Consider the following 21,019-nt stretch of genomic DNA (forward strand, 5'->3'; position numbering starts at 1 on the left):
GCGCAATAATTGGTCGTATGACCACCACTGCGGGCGTATCCCTCGGTCAATTGGTCCTCGCCCTCGACAGCACGGTCGCGAACCTGCTGGGTGCCCCGAGTGGCCTGGACCAGCGGCTGTCGTCGGCGGCGCTCCTCGACGTCGACGACATTCACCTCGGCCTCGGTCGCGCGGCCCGTGGCGCCGAACTGTTCCTGTTCGTCGGCGTCCCCGACGACGACGTGCTCACGTGGTTGTCGGGTCTCGGTGCCCATCGACCGGTGGCCATCCTCTGCAAGGCGCCGTCGGAACGAGTCGTCGAGCTTGCCGAGACGAACGGCGTAGCCGTCATCGCGATCGATCCACATGCGCGCTGGGAGCGGATCTACCACCTCGTCATGCGCGTCCTGGAGGGCGCTCCCGGGCCCGGCTCGGGCATGGCGGGTGAATCGATGCGGTCCGGGGCGATCGGCGACCTCTTCGAACTTGCCGCCGAGGTCGCCCGGCGAACCGGCGGGCTCGTCAGCATCGAGGACGAGCGGTCCCACGTCCTCGCGTACAGCAGCGCCGGGGACGAGGCAGACGAATTGCGTCGGCTCTCGATCCTCGGTCGGGAAGGGCCGCCGGAGATGCTCGCCTGGCTGCGGCAGTGGGGCGTGATGGACGCGGTACGTACCGCGACCGACGTGGTCGTCGTCGACGAACGGGCCGATCTGGCACTGCGACCGCGGCGCGCCATCGGCATTCGCCGGCCCGCGGCGGACGGGCCGGGGGAGTTCCTCGGTGTCGTGTGGCTCCAGCAAGGACGCACGGCGCTGTCCACCGACACCGACGAGGTGCTTGCGGGGGCGGCCGCCGTTGCCGCACGGATGATCGCGCGCCGCAAGGCCGCGGGAACCGCTCACGACGACGTGGTCCGCCGTCTGCTGGGTGCGCGGGGTGAGGTTGTCGACGCCGATTACCTCGGCACGCAGCTCGGCATCGCTGTCGACCTGCCGATGACGGTTGTCGGCTTCGGTGCGGCAAACGACGACGAGGGTCCGGCTGCGGTGCTCGGGGCGGCCGGTGAGGTGTCGGCACTCACCTTGCACGCGAGCGCGTTCAGTCCACTGTCGGTGACGTCCACGATCGGATCTCGTGCGTACGTCATACTCCCGCAGGTGGATCCTGACGCGACGGTCGCCTGGGGGAGGTCGGTCATCATGGCCGCGGAACGCCAGTTCGGCGTCGCGTTGCGGGCCGTGATCGCCGGTCCGGACGATGGTCTCGCGACGGTGCCGGCGCTGCGCGCCCAGGTAGATCGCGTTCTCGACGCCGCCGAACGCGAAGGAGAGTTGATCGCCGACGTCACCACGGTCGGCGAATCGCAGACCGGCGTTCTCCTCGGCGAGATCGTCGCCCACCTCACCGCGAACCCGGAACTGATGGACACCCGGGTCGTCGAGCTCGCCGAGACGGACCGGCGCACCGGCAGCGAGTTCATCACGTCGCTGCGCGTATACCTCGACCGATTCGGAGATGTGCGCTCGGCCGCAACAACTTTGCACATACACCCGAACACCCTCCGGTATCGGATCCGTCGGCTGCAAGAGATCACCGGAATGGATCTCGACGACCCGGCGACCCGGCTCGTTGTCGCGCTGTCGCTGCGTGCCGGTGCGGCGTAGAAAGGAATGACGTGAGTCCTCGCGATCACGACGGCATCCGGGCAACGCTTGGCGCGGAACGCGACTCGACCGTTTCGCTCATCGAAGCGCTGTCTTCGCGGTTGCAGTCGGTCGTCGAGGCGACGGCCGACTCCAGCTCCGACGACGAGCACGATCCCGAAGGCACGACACTCGCCGTCGAGCGTGGACAGATCGTCGCCCAACTGGACAGGTCGCGGGTGCGGCTCGATGAGATCGATGCGGCGTTCGGCCGCCTCGATCACGGTACCTACGGCCGCTGCGAGAGTTGTGGTGAGTCGATCGGTCCGGAGCGTCTCGATGCGCTGCCTGCCGCGCGGCACTGCATCGATTGCGCAACGCGCAATTCCGCTCGACGATGGTGACGCCGACAGCAGCCCGTATCCCGCCGACAGCAACCGAAATCACGCCGACAGCAACCCGTATCCCGCCGACAGCAACCCTGATCCCGCCGACAGCAACCGAAATCACGCCGACAGCAACCAGATTTGCACCGACAGCACCGCTACAGTTGGGCGAAGGAGCAGCCCGACGGCATGGTTGCGCGCGATGATCGCGCGAAACCGGTTGCCGTCGACGCGAAACCGGTTGCTGTCGGCGGGAAACGGGTTGCTGTCGGCGGGGGTGGTGCGACAACAGTGCCCGCCGGTGAAGTTCCGGCGGGCACTGTCACGACTCGATGAGCTCAGAGGATGGTGAGCATCTCGTGGTAGGTCGGTAGGGGCCAGAGATCGTCGGCGACTATGCTCTCCAGCTTGTCCGCGACGGTCCGGACATCGACCATCGCGGGGATCAGCGCCTTCAGCGCGTACTGGGCCTCGCCCTCGACGGTATCGGCGTGGAAGCCGCCGATGGCCTCCTCGAGCGTCAGCATCGCGGCGTAGAGATCCTTGGTGCTCTTGGTCACCGACATGAGGACCGGGTGGTCGGTCTCGACGCCCGCGGCCTTCAGACTGGCCGCGGTGCCTGCGAGTTCGCCCTGATAGCGGTTGGCGGCGGGCAGGATCATCGTCTTCGCGATCTCCAGGGTCTCCTTTGCTTCGACCAGCAGAGCGAGTGAGTACTGCTCCAGCACCACCTCCTTGCGTGCCTTCAGCTCACGGTTGCTCAGGATTCCGTACGCGCTCATGACCTCCTGGATGGCGGGCTCGTCGTACTGCGCCATCGCGTCGACGGTGGTCCGCAGGTTGAGCAGTCCCCGTGACGCCGCCTCCTCCTGCCATTCGTCGGAGTAACCGTTGCCGTTGAACACCACCTTGCCGTGCTCGACGATGATCCCCTCGAGAACCTTCTGCACCGCCGCATCGAACTCCACGCCGTCGGCGAGTTCCTTCTCGAGGAAGTTAGCGACGTAGTCCAGGGATTCGGCCAGCATGGCGTTGATCGCGATCATCGGATCGGCGATCGACTGGTTGGAACCCGGCGCGCGGAACTCGAATCGGTTGCCGGTGAAGGCGAACGGGCTCGTCCGGTTACGGTCGCCGGCGTCGGCCTTGAGCGGTGGCAGGGTGTCGACGCCGAGCTCCAGCACGCCGGACTCCTTGCTGGCCTTGGCACCACCCTTGGCGATCTGGTCGAAGACGTCCATCAGCTGCTCGCCGAGGAAGATCGAGATGATGGCAGGCGGCGCCTCGTTGGCGCCGAGTCGGTGATCGTTGGATGCCGACGCGATGGACGCGCGGAGCAGCCCGCCGAACTTGTGCACGCCGCGGATGATGGCCGCGCAGAACACCAGGAACTGCTCGTTCTCGTGGGGGGTGTCGCCCGGGTTGAGCAGGTTGCCCTGATTGTTGTTGCCGAGCGAGAAGTTGACGTGTTTTCCGGAGCCGTTGACCCCGGCGAAGGGCTTCTCGTGCAGCAGGCAGACCATGCCGTACCGCTCCGCGACGTTCTTCATCGTCGTCATCATCAGCTGCTGATGGTCGTGGGCGAGGTTGGACTTCTCGAAGACCGGTGCGAGCTCGAACTGTCCGGGGGCGACCTCGTTGTGGCGCGTCTTCGCGGGGATGCCCTGTTTGAACAGCTCCCGGTCGAGCTCGATCATGAAGGCCAGTACGCGGTCGGGGATGGCCCCGAAGTAGTGATCGTCGAATTCTTGTCCCTTGGACGGCTTGTCGCCGAACAGGGTTCGGCTCGCCGTCATGAGGTCGGGCCGGGCGAAGTAGAAGTGTCGGTCGATGAGGAAGTACTCCTGCTCGGCGCCCGCGTACGACACGACGGTGTCGACGTCGGCGTGGCCGAACAACCTCAGCACTCGCATGGCCTGCTTGCTCATCGCCTGCTGGCTGCGTAGCAGCGGGGTCTTCTTGTCCAGTGCCTCGCCGGTCCACGAGATGAAGATCGTGGGGATGCAGAGCGTGTTGCCGTTGGGGTTCTCCATGATGTAGGCCGGGCTGGTCACATCCCAGCCGGTGTACCCGCGGGCCTCGAAGGTGCCGCGCAGACCGCCGTTGGGGAAGCTCGAGGCATCCGGTTCGCCCTGCAACAGCGTCTTGCCCTGGAACTCTGCCAGCGACGCTCCCGACGAATCCGGTTCGAGGAACGAGTCGTGCTTCTCCGCGGTGAAGCCCGTGAGCGGATAGAAGACATGGGCGTAGTGCGACGCACCCTTCTCGATCGCCCAGTCCTTCATGGCCGACGCGACGTAGTCGGCCAGGGTGGGATCGAGCGGCGCACCCTTGTCGATGGTCGCCGAGACGGCCTTGAAGACGTGCTTGGGCAGGCGGGCCTTCATCACAGACAATGTGAAGACGTTGCGCCCGAAGGTGTCTGCCAATGGTTCCGGGAAGCCATCGGTTTCCACCGAGTAGTTCGTCACTGCCTCGATGGCTTGACGGCGGGACATGCTGCCACTCATTGTCACTCCTGGGATCGTCACCTCGTCCTCGGCGTCGGGAGTGCATCGAGGGCGTTTCGTGGTGGTGCAAGCGATACGACGCTATGAGCAGGACATACCCGGGTCGTTTCCCCTGTGTGACGTGCGTGAAAACAGGCGTCACCAGTGTGACCTCCGCACGGGATCACGACGGTGGGGCGCTGACGGCCGACGCCCAGACGCGTGCGTCAGGACAGATCGGACATGTCGAGTACGAACCGGTAGTGGACGTCGTTGCGGGCGAGCCGGTCGAGGGCCTTGTTCACTTGCCCCGATGGCAGAACCTCCACATCGGCGGTGATGTCATGGGCGGCGCAGAATTCCAGCATGGCTTCGGTCGCGGGTCGGCCGCCGCTGCCTGCCGAACTCAACTTTTTGCGCCCCACCAGCAGGTCGGTGGTCTGGACGGTGACCGGTCCGAGGTGCCCGAGGTGACTGAGCGTTCCGTCCATGGCGACCAAGCGGAGGTAGGGCTCGAGGTCGTGGGGAGCGGAGATGGTGTCGATGACTACGTCGAACCGATCCCGGGCGGCCGCCATGTGGGTCGCGTCGGTGGAGATGATCAGATCGTGGGCGCCGAGTCGAGATGCGTCGGCGGCTTTGTCTTTCGATCGGCTGATCACGGAGGTCTCGGCACCGAGCGCGACGGCCAGTTTGATGGCGAGATGACCCAGCCCACCCAGGCCGGCCACGGCCACGCGCGTGCCGGAGCCCACACCGAGGGTGCGCAGCGGCTCCCAGACGGTGATTCCGGCGCAGAGCAGAGGTGCCGTGGCGGCCGGGTCGAGACCTGCGGGTAGGTGGTAGACGAATCCGTCGCGGCCTGGAACGACGCCCCGCCGGTCACCTCGTCGACGACGCCGACCGTTTGGACGACCACAAACTGCGCGCCATCGCCGAAGCGCAGGCTGCCGGCATCGTGCGACCGGGTGACCCGTTCGACGTGATGGCCATGGTCATCGCCATGTCCATGGCGTGGTCGCCGGTCAGCAATGTCTATGCGGCGAGTGCCCAGGAACCGGTCGACGCGCATGACCGCCGCCGCGCTCTGCTTCGCCAGACCGTCGCAGCCGCAGTGACAACGGCCGGCAACGGCTGATCGGCCGGCGGGGAACATCGTGCGCTGCCGCATATCGAGCTCTTCGGCCTGGTGGCTCACGTGGGGATGAGTCACGTTCTTTCTGCTCATGTCGAGACCTTCGCCGGCTGTCGAAGGCGCCCGACGTCGGGCGCCGTGATAGTCAGAGCGGCGACCACGATCCCGACCGCGACGCCGATCAGCGTGTCCATCACCCGGTCGAGGGCGGCAGACGGCGGGAGATCGGCGCTGAGTCCGGTCAGGAGCAGGGCCATCGGCGTCACCGCCACCGACGCGACCGCATAGTTGACGGGCGCGGTGATCTCCGCCGCCAACTGACAGATGACGATGACGAGCACGGCGCCCCAATAGTTGATACCGAGGCCGAGTAGCACGACGGCGATGATCGCGCCGCCGACGTTGCCGAGCAGCCGCTGCACCCCCCGCTGAACGGTGACGTGATACGACACGCCCTGCATCGCGGCGATGGCGCCCATCGCGGCCCACATCGGATGGGAGAGTCCGGCGGCCGTGGCGATGGCTGCGCTGGCCGCCATCGCCACGACGATCCGAAGACTGTTGGCCACCAGCTCATGCCGAGGTCGACGAGTCAGGATGGTCCAGAGCGATTCGTACTGAACCGGCGTGTTGTCGGTAATAGGGCGCAGCTGCGTCGGGCGGATGCGCGACCACGTGCCTCGCAGGAGCCACGGCGCCAGGGAGGCCACCGCGCCACAGACGGTGCCGATGACTGTTGCGATCACGGTGCGGCGCAGATCTGAGGCACTGTCGACAAATCCCATCGAGCCGGTGGCCGCGAAGACGAAGATGATCGCGCCGGGTCCGGCCATGCGGAGGGTGCCGACGAGCAGTGCCGCGCAGCCTCCCAGGATTGAGATCGTTGCGATCTGCACCGTGATCGACGCATCGGTCAATCCGAGGGCTGCGCCGATCCCGACAGCTGTGACGATCCCGATGCCCAGTACGCCGAGCCGCCCCACCCGCACGCGGTACGGATCCGGGCGACAGAAGGCCGACGTCACCGCCCCCAGTGCGGCGAAGCCTGCGACGTCGCGAGATCCGAGTAGTCCACTCACCACCAGGACGATGCCGACCGCGATGCTGACCCGGATCGGGGCCGCGACACCGGCCCGACTCATGTCGAAGGTCGACACAGAGGACCGCCACACCGAGGGTTGCACGGCATGAACGAGGGCGGATTGCCGATGACGGACGTGGTCGCCCAGGGTGCCGGTGCGCATGGAGAGTTACTTTACCACTATTTCATTGGTAAAATAACTGCCCGGATCTACCATGTGAGCGTGAGCACCCCACCGGCGCCGGGAACGCAGCCGGCCGACCGCATCCCGGTCACGCCCGATCTCGTCGACCGCATCCAGCAGGAATGGGCGCAGGCGTACCCGCAGTTCGACGTCGGCCCGATCGGGGTGCTCGGCCGTATCCAACACATCGCGACCGTCAGCAGTCACCGGCTCGACCGGCATCTCGAACCGCACGGTGTCACCCGATCGGAGTACGACGTGCTCGGGGCGCTCGCGCGCTCGGATCGGCCGCTGCGCGCCAGTGAGGTGGTGTCGACGACCATGCTGAGCGGTGCGTCGATCACCAAGATCACCGAGAGTCTCTCGCGTCGGGGCCTGCTGGAACGCCGAAAGTCGGAGCGCGACGGACGTGTCGTCCTGCTGGAACTGACCGATGACGGCCGTGCCGTGGTGGATGACGAGCTGCCACGGCGGCTCGCCGACGACGAGCGGGCACTCGCCGGCCTGACGCCAGACGAACGGGAGTCCCTCGCGGCGCTGCTGCGCAAGATCTCGGCCGCGGTCGGCAGCTGACGTCGAGACCGGGTCACGTCCGCCGTGGCCGCGACGACGGGCATAGTGGGACCCATGGAGTTGCACGACGTCATGCGGACCACGTTCGCCGCACGCGAGTTCACCGACGATCCATTGCCCGACGATGTGTTGTGGCGCATCCTCGACGACGCACGATTCGCCCCCAGCGGCGGGAACCGGCAGGGCGCACACATCGTGGTGGTACGCGATGCCGAGACGAAGAGTCGGCTCAGTCAACTCGGGGAGGCGACCGTCCGCCGCTACATCGCCCAGATCAAGGCCGGTGAGAAACCGTGGAACCCGTTGTATCCCACCAGGGTTCCCCAGGATGTGATCGACGGTACCGAGGTGCCGGACAGTTTTGTGGTGCCGATCCGGACCGCGCCGGTGGTCTTGGTGGTGACCGTCGACCTCGCCGTGGTGGCCGCGACCGACCAGGATCTCGATCGGGTCGGCCTGGTCAGCGGGGCGTCGGTCTACCCGCTGGTGTGGAACATCCTGCTCGGTGCCCGGCAGGAGGGATTCGGCGGCACCATCACATCGATGGCCGTCCCGCAGGAGACGGAGGCCCGGGAACTGTTGGGGCTGCCCGAGACCCACGCTCTCGCCGCCGTCGTCCCCATCGGCAGGCCGGTGCGTCAGTTGACCAAACTGCGGCGTCAGCCACTCGCCGAGTTCGTGACGCGTGAGCGCTTCGACGGGCCACCCCTCACACCGTGATCGTCACGCCGGGCGGATGGACGCGACCGCCGCCGCGATGCCGGCGAGCGCGAGTGCCGCGAAACCGAACGTCAGGAATCGTGCCGACATGACGGTCTGATCGCCTGCGGTCCCGACCGATGCGCCGACGCTGACCAGCAGGCCCGCTGTCGCGGAGCCGAAGGTGTTGGCCACCATCTGCACGGTGTTCACACCCGCTGATGCCCGGGCCGCCTCGGCGTCGTCGGGGGTGATGGTCATCGCGGCCGTGGCGATGTGTGGAAACGCCATCCCGATCCCGGTGCCCGCGACGAACAGCGCCACGAACCAGCCGGCGATTGCCGCACTGCTCGAACCGGACTGCAGCACACCGTATGCCGCCAGCCCGACGGCCAGGAACGCCGGTCCCGCGACCCGGACAACCCGGGCGCGCCGTCCGTCCGCCCACGTGGTGCTCGCGATCTGGGCCGACGACCAGCCCCAGGACAGCGCGGCGCCCAGCATGCCTGCGAGGAGGGGGCCCATTCCGGCGATCTCCTGGCCGAACAGGGGGATGAACGCTTCCGAGGTCGAGCCGACAGACAGCACCGCAATCGACACATAGATCCACTTCAGCGGGTTGTGCGTGGTGTAGGTGAGGCGGGGGAGGAGGCCTGCGCGTCGTCGCCGATCGACCACCACGAACCCGAGTGTGGCGATCAGGGCCACGCCGATGAGAACGAGCACGGTCGACCCGCCGTCGACCACGCTCGCCACCGAGACGGCGACCGTCGCGAGGACGACCAGCGCGAGGGATGAGATCGGCAGTGGTGTGGGTGCGGTGTCGTCGCGGCGGCGGGCGGGCAAGGCCCGCAGCGCGAGCGCGGTGATGATCGCAGTGGCGACGACCAGAAGCCAGAACGACCCACGCCAGAAACCGATCTGGGCGAAGAGGCCGCCGAGGACCGGTCCGATCAGGTTGCCGACGCCCCACATCGCGGACGTGAGGCCGACTGCGCGCACCCAGAGCCGCTCGGGAAGGGCCAGGCGGATGACGGCAAACGACAACCCGGTCAGCAGGCCACCGCCGATGCCCTGGATTGCTCTGCCGCCCAGCATGATCGGCATGGTGGGGGTGAGCGCGCACACGAGTGACCCGACGCCGAACAGGCCGAAGGCGATCAGGTAGGAACGGCGGGCTCCCCAGCGGGTGAGGGTGCGGGTGACCAGCATCGAGGAGAACACCGACGTGATCAGGAAGACGGTCATCACCCACGCGTACAGGCGCTCACCGCCGATGTCGGCAACGGCACTCGGCAGGGATGCCGCCGTGAGATAGGTGTTGATGGCGAACACCGCGATGCCGCCGGCGAACACGGCGACCGCAGCGCGGTACTCACGAGCGAAGAGCTCGCGCCAGCTGCCTGCCAGCGGTGGCGTCGGGTCGGCAGCACCCGGACGTTGAGAAGGCCGCTCCGACATGGTCCGAGGATTGCCGGAATGGCGGACGTCGGTCAAGTCAGCGTCCGCAGGCGCCGATCAGATCAGGGTCGACCAGTAATCCCAGAACTCCACGCCGATCGCCACGATCACGATGGCGTACCAGACGATGAGCAGCGGCCAGAGCCATGACCGGATGAACCTGGCCCAAGGTGCCTCGCCGAGGGATCGCCCGATGGCGAGGATCAGGATGATCGGCGTGATCACCCACACGACCATGCAGTAGGGGCACAGGGCGTGAATCCGATAGAGGCTCTGGAAGATCAGGTAGTGGATGAACACGACGCCTGCCGCGGAGCCCAGCGCCAGTCCCGCCCAGAACCACCGCGGCAGGTCGATGCGGGCGACGGACTGCACCCCGATGACGACGACCACCGCGAACGCGGCGATGCCGATGTACGGATTGGGGAAGCCGAAGAACGCGGCCTGATCGGTGACCATCACAGAACCGCAGGACAGCACCGGGTTCAGGCTGCAACTGGGGCGGTAGGACGGGTCCAGGAAGAGTTTGTACCGCTCGACCGACAACGTGAACGCAGCGAGCAGACCCAGCGCGCCGGCGACCAGCAGCACGATCGCCGCGACCGGCGAGAGGCCCGTGCGGGTGCCCTGGACCACCGGTTCGGCGATTTCCTCGGTCTCGGCCGGTTGCGCCCCGTCCGTCATCGGGTCATCCCGCCAGTGCTTGCTCGACGCGTGCCTTCAGGTCCTCCGGGGTGGTGAGCTGGAGGTCCTGGCCGTTCAACCGCACCGTCGGGGTCGAGTTCACGCCGCTCTGGGTGACGTCCTGGGTCTGCTGGGTGACCCAGTCCTTGAACTGGCCGTCGGTGATACAGGAGTTGACGTTGGACGCGCCGGCCTCCTTGGCAATGCTGTTGAGCTCGCTGTCGGGCAGTCCTGCGGCCACCCTCCTCGGGCTGACGCTGGTAGAGCAGGTCGTGGAATTTCTGCCACACCCCGAAGTCGCCGCCGCCCGCGGTGGACTCCGCGACACAGGCCGAGGCGTTCGCCGATCGCGTCGAGTACTGGGTGCTCGAGGAGCGGTCGAGGATCGCGATCGGGTGGTAGTCGACGGCCACCTGCGGGTTCTCGCGGAGTTCGGCGATCGTTGCGCCGAACGATTCCTCGAATTGTCGGCAGGCCGGACATTGGAAGTCCTCGATGACGGTGAGGACGGCCTTGGGCTGGGTGCCGGCAGGCGCCTTGGTGACCCGGAATGCGCCCGTGTCGGTGGCGACGCTCACCTGAGAGCCGCTACCGGTGTCCGACTCGTTGGACATCACCGCCCACAAACCCACGGCCACGGCCACGGCGATCAGCACGACGACGGCGCCGACCCGGATGAGGATCGAGCGTCGTCGCTCCGCCTGACGCGGGTCGACGATCGGTTTGCGGGACGATTGACTCACAATTCCTCCGGGGGTCGGTACGCAACGCCGTTTTCGATATCAGCCGCTATGACGCACATCGGAATCGTCGACGGCCATGAGGCGCGCCTCCCGTGATCCACTCGCCCCCGCGGCCAGGCGCGCGGGTGGCGAGATGTCGGAATCCGGGGTCGCTGCCACGCCGCCACTCTAACGGAGGTGGTCTGTGAAGACGGTAAGGAGTTGCCGGGTGCGCCGGGCGGTCCGTCGTCGGGGCCGGAACCCGGCCAAACCGTGCCGATCCGCCGGGGACGCCGTGTCGTAGACTCCAAGGGTCCGATCGGCCCCGAGCGGCCCGCCGGACCGCGACCGGCACGAACGTCGAGGAAGAACCCCGCAGCGGGCGGCCGCCTCGACATCACCGTCGGTCCCCGCCTCAGTAGCTCAGGGGATAGAGCATTCCTCTCCTAAAGGAAGGGTCGCAGGTTCGAATCCTGCCTGGGGCACCCTGAACTTTGCCGGCCTCCGGCCGGTGTGCGCCCACTGAGTTTTTGAAAGAGATTGATGCGGGCGCACCGTGACATCCTTGCCGGCCTCCGGCCGGTGTGCGCCCACTGAGTTGTTTGAAAAGATTCATGCGGGCGCACCGTGACATCCTCGGCCGCACCCGTGTCCACACCAGACGTCGATCGAAATCCCTGATCGCACATCGCCGACTCACATTCTTGATCTCCCGTCGAAATCGATTGTTTTGCGCCGCCTGAAGGGCGGCGGTGGCCTCTACCTGCGCGGTCGCTTTCCTGAGGTTCCACGATCGCAATCCAGGTACTTTCGGCGATCACTTTCTCGGATTGCCATGTGCTATGTGCGACATTGAGGCAAATTGTTGTTTTGGGCGGATTTTTCGCCGTTTCGATGCAACCAAGTCGATGACAAACGAGTTCGAGTGAGGCGAGGTCGAGGAAGGCTATGGCCACATCACACACACGTGCGAGGCTCGGTGGTCTCGCACTCGGTTTCATTGCGGCGGCCGGTACGGCACTGCTGCTGGCGCCGCATGCGGGTGCCGATCCCCAGAGTGACGCACAGGCCGCGATCGCCGAACTCGAACAGCAGATCAGTGCGGGCGACGCGGATCGAGGCCAGGCGGACACCGGACTCGGCGCCGAGGACGGTGACCTGACGGCGGTCGGAGGTGGCTTCGAACAGGAGTTCGCCAACGGCACGGTGTTCTGGTCGCCCGAGCACGGTGCCCGAGTCCTGTACGGCGGCATCCTGGCGAAATACACCGACGAGGGCGGCCCTACCGGCAGCCTGGGCTTTCCTGCTCAGAGCGAGGGCCCGGCAGATTACCGCCCGACCGGTCGCGGTGCGTCGTTCGCGGCTGCCGATCAACCGAAGATCTATTGGACACCGAGCGGTGGCGCCTGGGTGGTACGTGGACCGTTCACGGTGGCCACCGACAAGCTCGGCGCCACGTTGGGTGCGCCGACCGCCGACATGACGACGTCCGGTGACGTCGTGTCCCAGGAGTTCGCCAACGGCACCCTGACGTACAGCAGGTCGACCGGGGCGTGGACGAGCGCACCCGACCCGAACTGGGCGCAACAGCTCTCCGGGTCGAGCATCCCCGGTATGGCGGATTCCCGAGGTGACGCGGCGGCGGCCGACGACACGAACACGTCGGACTCCGACACCGACGGATCGTCGTGGTGGTGGCTGCTCATCCCGTTCCTGCTGATCCTGGCCGGGCTCTTCCTGATCTGGCTGTTCCGCAAGGCGCGGGGACCGAAGACACCCGACGTGCGCGCCGATGAGGTTCCGGTGGCGACCGCTCCGGACGCGGCCGTCGACCGGTCTGACGCGGAGGGGGACGCCGGAACGCCGTCGACACACCGCGGTGCGGCGGCCGGTGTCGCCGCTGCGGCCGGCGGGGCCGTGGCAGCAGGTGCTGCGATCGGGGCGCGACGAGAAGGGGAGACGCCGGAGGCCGGCGAGACCGATGTGCCCACTCCGGATTCGGGAGAGAGAGCCGTCGTCGACGACGCTGCCGACGAAGCCGGTGCGGATGTGGCGTCAGAGGCCGCGAGTGCCGAACCCCACCCCGACGTCGCCGAGATGCCGGCTGCCGACATCGGCGACGAGGAGACGGTGGCCGCGGTGGCGGATGGGACGGTGCACGGCCACGGAGACGGAGTCGGCTACTACGTCGCCAACGGCCGGCGCGAGCCTGTGCCGGTGGGCGCACATCTCCCACTCGACGATCCGAAGCAGGCTCCCGACGGGTACCCGATCAAGGTGAGCGCCGCCGACGGCGTCTATTACACGCCGACCCAGCCGTCCTATGCCGAGATCGAGCCGGAGGTCTGGTTCGCGTCGGAGTCCGCTGCCGAGTCCGCGAGCTTCTCGAAGTCGGTGCCGGACTGAGCACTGCGCCCTGAGGTCGGCACGCTACGGTGTGTCCGTGGCTGCTGCATCAGGTTCCAAGGTCGTTCTCGTCACCGGCGCGTCGAGTGGGATCGGGGCCGAGGTGGCCCGTCTCTTCGTCGAGCGCGGACACACGGTGTACGGCACCAGCCGCCGGCCGGAGGCCGTGGCAGACCCGGTTGTCGGAGTTCGGTACGTACGCCTCGACAACGCCGACTATCAGAGCGCGATCGACTGTGCCGACGAGATCGGCGCGATCGACGTGCTGATCAACAATGCGGGCGAGAGTCAGGCGGGTGCACTCGAGGACACCTCCATGGCAGCGATCGAGGATCTGTTCGCCGCCAACGTGTTCGGGCCGGTGGCACTCACCAAGGCGGTGCTGCCCGGGATGCGGGACCGCGGCACCGGGACGGTGGTGATGGTCGGTTCCATGCTCTCCAGCTTCCCGGTCGCCTTCCGATCGAATTACGCCGCAACGAAATCCGCGCTCAAGGCCTTCGCATTGGCCACCCGGCGGGAGGTCGCGCCCTACGGCATCCGGATGATCTCGGTGGAGCCCGGGACCATCGCCACCGGGATCGGGGATCGACGCAGCATCCACATCGGCGACGACTCGCCCTATCGGGGCGAATACGAGACCCTCGCGGCCGCCACTCGCAAGAACGAGGACGCCGGGATCAGTGCTACGACGATGGCCACGGTCATCGTCGAGGCCGCTCTGTCTGAGCATCCGAAGCCGTTCTACGCCAAGGGAAACCGAGCCGGGATCGTCTTCGCGCTCCGGCGGTTGTTGCCCCGCCAGGCGGTCCTGGACCTGTCCGCGCGCATACACGGCCTGCGCAAGGTGCGGATCTGACCGCCCCATGCAGATCACATTGCGGGTCATCGGGATCGGTCCGGGCAATCCGCGCCAGATCACCCTCGAGGCGATCGATGCGCTCGGCGACGTCGACGCATTTCTCGTGCTGGACAAGGGTGACGACAAGGAATCGCTGAGTGCGATGCGCCGCGACATCCTCACGCGGTACGGTCCCGCGGGTCATCGGGTCATCGAGGTCGTCGACCCGCCCCGCGACCGCGATCCCGCAGATTACGACGCCGAGGTGCGTCGGTGGCATGCCGCCCGCGCGTCGATCTTCACCGACGTGATCACCACCGAGGTGCCCGACGGAGGTGTGGCGGCTTTTCTGGTGTGGGGCGACCCCGCGCTGTACGACAGCACCCTTCGTATCGTCGACGACCTCGCCGAACATTCCGGATTGTCGATCGACGTCGAGGTGATCCCCGGCGTGACCAGTGCCAGTGCCCTCACCGCGGCGCATCGCATCGCGGCGAACCGCATCGGTGAACCCGTCCACATCACGACCGGGCGCCGCCTCGGCGACACCCCGCATGGCGCCGACGCCAACCAGATCGTGATGCTCGACGGAACCCTGGCGTTCCGGCGGATCGCGGACCCCGACGACCACATCTGGTGGGGTGCGTACGTGGGTACCGACGACCAGATCCTGATCAGCGGCCGGGTTGCCGATGTCGCGGAGCAGATTGTCGCCGCCCGGGCCGAGGCGCGCGAACGCATCGGCTGGATCATGGACATCTACCTGCTCCGGAAAGGCTGACACCCCACCGTCCGGACGGCCCACCTCGCCGATCGTGCGCAATTTCTCGCCGATCGTGCGCTCATTCGTTTGCCCGACTCGATCATGTGCACGATCGACGAGATTCTGTGCCCGATCGGCGCGGAGATGGGCACGATCGGCGCGGAGGTGGGCACGATCGACGAAATTCTGTGCCCGGTCGGCGGGTGGTCGCGGCCCGACCGATCACCAGATCTCGTCCAGCGCGGCGAGGAGGTCGTCGCGGATCTCCTTGCGGCAGATGACGAAGTCGGGCATGTACGGGCGGGGTTGGTTGTAGACGATGGTCGACCCGTCGAGCCGGCTGCAGTGGAGATCGGCTGCCAGGGCAACACCCACCGGAGCGCAGTTGTCCCACTCGTACTGACCGCCGGCATGCACATAGGCGTCGACGTCGCCGCGCACCACCGCCATCGCCTTCGCGCCCGCCGAACCGATCCCGATCATGTTCAACGACAGTCGCCGGGACCACCCACGCGCTCTCGTAGGAGCCGCCATACCGTGATGCCGCCATCCGCCCGGTGAGAGTGCCGCTCGGCGGTTTCACCGCATCGGATCGGAAGACCTCGCCGACGGCGGGCAGTGACACGGCCGCGGTCGTCACCGCGCCGGACTCGGTGAGCGCGACGTGCACGGCCCAGTCGGCGGTGCCGGACGAGAACTCGCTGGTGCCGTCGAGCGGGTCGATGATCCACACGCGATCGGCTGTTGCCCGGTCGCCGACGTCGGCACCCTCCTCGGACAGGATCGCATCATGTGGTCGGTGCCTGCCGAGGACGTTCGCGATCCACGCCTGCGCCATCGCGTCGCCGACGTCACCGAGATGGCGACCGCTGAGCAGTCCGCCATGGCGGACACCCATGAGGATCTCGCCCGCACCTTCGGCGACGCGCGCCGCCAGTTCGGCATCGGAAAGGCGGGAGATCATCCTCCTACTAGAGCACACTGGACCCATGCCTGAGCTCCCTGAGGTGGCGGCGGTGGCTGCCTACGTGGACGGCCGAGCGGCCGGTTTCCCGATCCGCCGCGTCGACGTTGCGTCGCTGGCCGTTCTGAAGACCGCGGATCCGCCCTACACGGCGTTGGCCGGGCGCGTGGTCGAGTCGGTGGGTCGGATCGGGAAGTACCTGGTCATCCGAACCGTCCCGGGTCCGGACAGCACGAATGCCGCCGCGGAGCCGGATCCGGTGATCAATCTCGTGATCCACCTGTCGCGCGCCGGGTGGCTGCGCTGGAGTGAGCAACTCTCGCAGACCCCGCCGCGGCCGGGTGGGAAAGGGCCGATTGCCGTGCGCGTGCACTGCGGCCTGCCGGGCGAGGGTTTCGACGTCACCGAAGCAGGCACGCAGAAGCGGCTGGCGGTGTGGGTGGTGCGCGACGTCGGTGAGGTCGACCGGATCGCATCACTCGGGCCGGACGTCCTCGCGATGTCCCGTGACGAGTTCGGCGCCATCCTGGCGGGAACGTCTGGCCGGATCAAGAACGTCCTCACCGATCAGCGCACGATGGCCGGGATCGGCAACGCCTACTCCGACGAGATCCTGCACGACGCCCGGCTGTCGCCGTTCGCGTCGGCGAAGTCGCTGACCGACACCCAGGTGGACTCTCTGTACACGACGATGCGGTCCGTACTCTCCGACGCCATCGGTCGCCTCGAGGGGCAAGAGGTCGCTCGGTTGAAGTCGGAGAAGCGAACCGGGCTGAAGGTGCACGCGCGGACGGGCCTGCCGTGCCCGGTGTGCGGCGACACGATCCGTGAGGTGTCGTTCTCGGACCGGTCGTTTCAGTACTGCCCGACGTGCCAGACCGGAGGGAAGGTGCTCGCCGACCGCCGGATGTCGCGGTTGTTGAAATGACGGCGGCCCGGTCGTCGCCGCCGAGCAGGCCGCAACGGTGCGAGAAGGCGTAGGGTCAGATCTGGGTCGGGATGGGACAGATCACGGATGCTCGTCGTGGCCCTGTCGGCTTCGTGCCGGGGCTCGAGATGGGAGCCGTCGGTGAGTGAGGTTGATCGGTGCGAGTGCTGGTTGTCGACGACGATGTGCGCGCGGCGGAAACGGTGCGTCGGGTTCTGGCGAGCGAAGGTTGGAGCGTCGTTGTCGCGACCGACGGTGCAGAGGGTCTGTGGCGGGCCTCCGAGGAGCAGTTCGACGTCGTCGTGCTCGACATCATGTTGCCGAAGCTCAACGGATTTCGTGTCGTACAGGAGATGCGCGAACGGAAGATCTGGACGCCGGTGCTGATGCTCAGCGCCAAGGACGGGGAGTACGATCAGGCCGAAGCCTTGGATTACGGTGCCGACGACTACCTCGTCAAGCCGTTCTCGGTGGTCGTCCTCAAGGCCCACCTCCGGGCCGTGATGCGCCGTGGCGGTCGGGAACGGCCGGCGATCCTCACGGCCGGCAGTCTCACCATGGATCCGGCCGAACGCAAAGTGGCGCGAGGCGACACCGCGGTCACGCTGACACCTCGCGAATACGCCCTCTTGGAATTCCTGATCCGGAACAAGGAGACGGTGGTCTCCAAAAGGCTCATCCTGGAATCGATCTGGGATGAGAACTACGAGGGCGACGAGAACATCGTCGAGGTCTACATCCGGTATCTGCGCAAGCGGATCGATGATCCGTTCGGGGTGCGATCGATTGAGACCGTTCGTGGCGCCGGCTACCGACTCTGCGAGGTCTGAGGGTTGAGGGAGACCTCCTCGTCGGTCGGTTCCCCGGTGGTGCGCGCAGGCGGTGTCGAATCGTGGCCGACCGGCATGGACACCGACAGGGGCAGCGTGATCGTCACAGCTGCTCCGCCCGTGTCGCTTTCGCCGATGCTCGCGGAGCCTCCGTGTGCGCGGGCGATCTCGCGGACGATGGCCAGACCCAGCCCGGCGCCGAACTGATTGCGGCGATCGACGTCGAGGCGTGCGAATCGCTGGAAGACGACGTCGCGATCGCGGACCGGTATACCGGAACCGTCATCGGCGACCGTCACCACGGCGTCGTCCCCTTCGATCCGCATCGACACCGACACCGTGGACTGCGCGTGCCGGACCGCGTTGTCGATGACGTTCCGCAGTGCCCGCGTGATCTTGTCGCTGTCGCCGATCATCCTGATCGGCTTGACGTGCAGCCGGATTCGAGCTGAACCGAGCGACCGGACACGTCCGACCTCGGCGGCCACCACGTCGTCGAGGTCGATCTCGTCGAGGTTCAGGGTGAGCCCGTTCTCGTCGGCGCGGGCCAGCATGAGCAGATCGTCGACCATCACCTGCATCCGTTTCGCCTCCGGCAGCAGGATGGTGCGGACGGTCGGCAGGTCGACGGCAGAATCGGTGTCGTCGGCGAGGTCGAGAATCCCGACGATGGTCGTCAGCGGACTGCGCAACTCGTGGGAGGCATCGGCCACGAAGCGGAGTTGAGCATCCCGCGCGTTCTCCAGCCGCGACAGCATGTCGTTCATCGTCGTCGCGAGGGTGGTGATCTCGTCATCGGCGGATGGGACCGGCACGCGTTGTCCCAGAGCAGTCGCGGTGATCTCGTTGACCCGCTTGGTTATCCGGGACACGGGTCGTAGTGAACGACCTACCAGGAGGTACACCGCACCCGCGGCGACGACCACGAGAAGCGGGATCTCGGCCGCCAGGATGATGCCGGTCACCCACTCGCTGTGGCGCACACCCGTTGCGCGGTCGAGTGCCAACACGGTGTAGTACTCGTCGTCGTGTTCTGCGCCGACTGCAGTGGCGCAGAACTCCCCGGCGAATCCGGATATTTCGATGTTGTCGAAATAGCGGTACGTGTGCGGCGCCTGGTCGACGCTGATGATCGGACGGCTCGGCGCGCCCGGCGATGAGCGGACCACGCGCCCGCTCGCGTCGATCACCTGAATGACGTCGACGCCGGCGCCCGGTGCGAGGTCGTCGGTGTCGACGCCCGGGATGCCGCTGCGGTCGATCGCGGATGCGATCTGGTAGGCCTGGCGACCGGTGGATCGGTACATGGCTTCGTTGTTGGCCCGGTGCAGCATGAACAGCATGGCCATGCCGCCGACCGCCAAGGCCAGGGTGACCACGGCGGCGGCGATGATCGTCGACTGTGCACGCACACCACCGCGCCGTCGATTGACGTGCGGCAAGCCTTTTCGCGTGATCGCCACGATCTGGTGCCCTTCGGTGTACATCCGTGCCCTACGAGCGTATTCCCGCGCCGACCTCACGGCCAGCGTGCACTTTCAGCAAACCTTCAGGGCGGGCGACGCATGGTTGTCACATGGCGCGAGACCGGTCGACGGCGAGGCATCTCATGCAGGTGCTCCATGATCGCGGCGTGCGCGTAGCGTACGGAGTCCACGGCGCCAACATCGAGGACATGTACGCGGCGGCGCAGGATGTCGGGATCTGCCCTGTGGTGGCCAAACACGAGTTCGCCGCGGGGGCGATGGCGGACGGGTCGACACGGATCACCGGCCGGCCCGGTGTGGTGATGACGACCTCGGGCGGCGGAGCGATGAACGTCGTGCCGGCACTGGCCGAGGCGTACGACAGCCGAGTGCCCGTGTTGGCCCTGATCGGTAGCGCACCAACGAGTTTGGTCGGTCACGGCGCATTCCAGGACATGTTGAACCCTCCGGACACGATCGACCTGGTTGCGTTGATGGCCGCGGTGAGTGGGTCGTGCGCCGAGGTCTCGTCGCCGGAGACGATGGCTGCTGCGCTCGCGACCGCGTCCCACACACTCGAGCGTGGACTGCCGGCCGTGCTGATCATCCCGAAGGACGTACAGGCGGCACCGATGCCTGGATCGCCCCCGACCCACCCGGACGTGCATCCGGAAGCGGGCGCGTCCATCGACGACGGCCCTCTCGAAGCTTTGGCCGAGCGCATGGCGGCAACTGCGACGGCGCCAGGACGTGTCTGTCTGTGGGTCGGTGAGCAGGCGTCCTGGGAGCGGCTCGGCACACAGATATGTGAACTCGCGGAGTGCGTCGGAGCAGTCACGGTCGCATCACCGGGAGGGCGCGACGTGCTCCCCGCCGGCGGTGGTTTCGCCGGGGTCACCGGCGTGATGGGCCACCCGAGCGCGCACGTCGCCGTCCGTGCAGCCGAGATGGTGGTCGCGATCGGGTGCCGGATGTCGGTCACCGATCGGGCCGGACTCGACGATGTACTCCGTTCGACCGACCTGACCTCCATCGGGCGTCACGATGCGCGATTCGGGGACTGTACCCAGATCGCGACAGACGATCTCGAACACTCGATACGGATGCTGGGGAAGCTGGTCGGCGCGAAGATGTCGCGATCGCCGGCGCCCCCGCACATCACCATCGACCACCTACCGGTGCCGCGCGCTCGATCGACCCGACCGAGTGTGCAGACGGTCATCGAGTCGATCGGTGCGCAGCTGCCGCCGGTGTGCGCGGTGTTCGCCGACGCGGGCAACGCCGGCGCTGCAGCTCTGCATCACCTGCCGTTCTCGCCTGCGCAGCGGTTCACGGTCGCGCTGGGGATGGGCGGGATGGGGCATGCGATCGCGGCGGGTGTGGGTAATGCGGTGCGGTGCGCCGTAGTCGACGATCGGTCGCGCTCGATCGTGATCGCCGGTGACGGCGCATTCTTCATGCACGGTATGGAGATCCACACGGCCATCGAGCACGATGCGCCGCTCAGCTTGATCATCCTGAACAACGACGCACACGGGATGTGCGTCACCCGCGATCGTCTCTACTTTCCAGACACGCCCACCGTCAATCGGTTCCGCCCGACCGCCATCGCAGCGGGTGTCGACACGATGTTCGCCGATCTCGTGGTGCGCCACGTGACGGAGATCGACGACGTCGGGGAGTGCTGCGCCGAGCTCTTCGCCGCGGATGGCCCGAACTGCGTGGTGATCGACGTCGATCCCGAAGAAGTGCCCCCGTTCGCCCCGTTTCTCTGAAAGGACC

At 67.1% G+C, this 21,019-nt stretch carries 18 protein-coding genes, 1 tRNA gene and 1 pseudogene; 12 read left to right on the forward strand and 8 right to left on the reverse strand.

Going from position 1 to position 21,019, the window contains the following annotated elements; genetic code table 11:
• Positions 1-17: 17 nt before the first annotated feature.
• Together OVA31_RS17230 and OVA31_RS17235 are read left to right on the forward strand one after the other, a co-directional pair.
• A complete protein-coding gene (locus OVA31_RS17230) occupies positions 18-1,646 on the forward strand; it encodes a helix-turn-helix domain-containing protein (protein WP_267627833.1) in 1,629 nt (542 codons plus the stop codon).
• Positions 1,647-1,657: 11 nt separating this feature from the next.
• Positions 1,658-2,029: a TraR/DksA family transcriptional regulator gene (locus OVA31_RS17235; protein WP_420714060.1), complete on the forward strand. Its 372-nt coding sequence runs from the start codon at positions 1,658-1,660 to the stop codon at positions 2,027-2,029.
• A 320-nt stretch (positions 2,030-2,349) separates the two neighbouring features.
• Here the strand turns inward: OVA31_RS17235 and OVA31_RS17240 are convergent, their stop codons facing one another.
• Complete coding sequence (locus tag OVA31_RS17240; protein WP_267627835.1) at positions 2,350-4,521, reverse strand: glutamine synthetase III; 2,172 nt, start codon at positions 4,519-4,521, stop codon at positions 2,350-2,352.
• A gap of 206 nt (positions 4,522-4,727) precedes the next feature.
• Positions 4,728-5,255 (reverse strand): zinc-binding dehydrogenase, encoded by a 528-nt coding sequence (locus tag OVA31_RS17245; protein ID WP_267627836.1) that lies wholly within the window; start codon positions 5,253-5,255, stop codon positions 4,728-4,730.
• Positions 5,256-5,407: 152 nt separating this feature from the next.
• On the opposite strand from OVA31_RS17245, the gene OVA31_RS17250 reads away from it, so the two are divergent.
• Complete coding sequence (locus tag OVA31_RS17250; protein WP_267627837.1) at positions 5,408-5,638, forward strand: hypothetical protein; 231 nt, start codon at positions 5,408-5,410, stop codon at positions 5,636-5,638.
• 86 nt (positions 5,639-5,724) lie between these two features.
• On the opposite strand, the gene OVA31_RS17255 is transcribed toward OVA31_RS17250, so the two are convergent.
• A complete protein-coding gene (locus tag OVA31_RS17255; RefSeq protein WP_267627839.1) occupies positions 5,725-6,879 on the reverse strand; it encodes an FUSC family protein in 1,155 nt (384 codons plus the stop codon).
• A gap of 60 nt (positions 6,880-6,939) precedes the next feature.
• Here OVA31_RS17255 and OVA31_RS17260 point away from each other — a divergent pair, with 60 nt between their 5' ends.
• Positions 6,940-7,473, forward strand: a complete 534-nt coding sequence (locus OVA31_RS17260) for a MarR family winged helix-turn-helix transcriptional regulator (RefSeq protein ID WP_267627840.1) — start codon at positions 6,940-6,942, stop codon at positions 7,471-7,473.
• A 54-nt stretch (positions 7,474-7,527) separates the two neighbouring features.
• Positions 7,528-8,193, forward strand: a complete 666-nt coding sequence (locus OVA31_RS17265; RefSeq protein ID WP_267627841.1) for a nitroreductase family protein — start codon at positions 7,528-7,530, stop codon at positions 8,191-8,193.
• A 3-nt stretch (positions 8,194-8,196) separates the two neighbouring features.
• Here OVA31_RS17265 and OVA31_RS17270 read toward each other — a convergent pair whose 3' ends face one another.
• The 3 genes from OVA31_RS17270 to OVA31_RS17280 are packed head-to-tail and all read right to left on the reverse strand — an operon-like array spanning position 8,197 to position 10,558.
• The gene (locus OVA31_RS17270; RefSeq protein ID WP_267627843.1) at positions 8,197-9,633 is read right to left on the reverse strand and encodes an MFS transporter; all 1,437 of its coding nucleotides are present in this window, start codon (positions 9,631-9,633) and stop codon (positions 8,197-8,199) included.
• 57 nt (positions 9,634-9,690) lie between these two features.
• Complete coding sequence (locus tag OVA31_RS17275; RefSeq protein WP_267627844.1) at positions 9,691-10,317, reverse strand: vitamin K epoxide reductase family protein; 627 nt, start codon at positions 10,315-10,317, stop codon at positions 9,691-9,693.
• 4 nt (positions 10,318-10,321) lie between these two features.
• On the reverse strand, positions 10,322-10,558 hold the full coding sequence (locus OVA31_RS17280; RefSeq protein WP_267627845.1) for a DsbA family protein: 237 nt from the start codon (positions 10,556-10,558) through the stop codon (positions 10,322-10,324).
• A gap of 893 nt (positions 10,559-11,451) precedes the next feature.
• On the opposite strand from OVA31_RS17280, the gene OVA31_RS17290 reads away from it, so the two are divergent.
• The 4 genes from OVA31_RS17290 to cobF all read left to right on the forward strand — a co-directional run bounded on the left by OVA31_RS17290 (position 11,452) and on the right by cobF (position 15,067).
• Positions 11,452-11,524 (forward strand) — tRNA-Arg (locus OVA31_RS17290).
• A 463-nt stretch (positions 11,525-11,987) separates the two neighbouring features.
• Entirely contained in the window at positions 11,988-13,445 is a 1,458-nt protein-coding gene (locus OVA31_RS17295; protein WP_267627846.1) for an LGFP repeat-containing protein, read from the forward strand.
• A 37-nt stretch (positions 13,446-13,482) separates the two neighbouring features.
• Positions 13,483-14,304: an SDR family oxidoreductase gene (locus tag OVA31_RS17300; RefSeq protein WP_267627847.1), complete on the forward strand. Its 822-nt coding sequence runs from the start codon at positions 13,483-13,485 to the stop codon at positions 14,302-14,304.
• A 7-nt stretch (positions 14,305-14,311) separates the two neighbouring features.
• Positions 14,312-15,067, forward strand: coding sequence for a precorrin-6A synthase (deacetylating) (gene cobF, locus OVA31_RS17305; RefSeq protein WP_267627849.1), 756 nt, complete (start codon positions 14,312-14,314; stop codon positions 15,065-15,067).
• Between the two features lie 204 nt (positions 15,068-15,271).
• Here cobF and OVA31_RS17310 read toward each other — a convergent pair.
• Positions 15,272-16,013, reverse strand: a pseudogene (locus OVA31_RS17310) (3'(2'),5'-bisphosphate nucleotidase CysQ).
• Positions 16,014-16,038: 25 nt separating this feature from the next.
• On the opposite strand from OVA31_RS17310, the gene OVA31_RS17315 reads away from it, so the two are divergent.
• On the forward strand, positions 16,039-16,941 hold the full coding sequence (locus OVA31_RS17315; RefSeq protein WP_267627850.1) for a DNA-formamidopyrimidine glycosylase family protein: 903 nt from the start codon (positions 16,039-16,041) through the stop codon (positions 16,939-16,941).
• A gap of 158 nt (positions 16,942-17,099) precedes the next feature.
• The gene (locus OVA31_RS17320; protein WP_267627852.1) at positions 17,100-17,771 is read left to right on the forward strand and encodes a response regulator transcription factor; all 672 of its coding nucleotides are present in this window, start codon (positions 17,100-17,102) and stop codon (positions 17,769-17,771) included.
• Here OVA31_RS17320 and OVA31_RS17325 read toward each other — a convergent pair.
• Positions 17,750-19,258, reverse strand: a complete 1,509-nt coding sequence (locus OVA31_RS17325; RefSeq protein WP_267627853.1) for a sensor histidine kinase — start codon at positions 19,256-19,258, stop codon at positions 17,750-17,752. The genes OVA31_RS17320 and OVA31_RS17325 overlap by 22 nt on opposite strands.
• Before the next feature lie 89 nt (positions 19,259-19,347).
• On the opposite strand from OVA31_RS17325, the gene OVA31_RS17330 reads away from it, so the two are divergent.
• Entirely contained in the window at positions 19,348-21,012 is a 1,665-nt protein-coding gene (locus OVA31_RS17330; protein ID WP_267627855.1) for a thiamine pyrophosphate-binding protein, read from the forward strand.
• Positions 21,013-21,019: the final 7 nt, after the last annotated feature.

This window comes from Gordonia sp. SL306, assembly GCF_026625785.1.
Taxonomy (GTDB): Bacteria; Actinomycetota; Actinomycetes; order Mycobacteriales; family Mycobacteriaceae; genus Gordonia.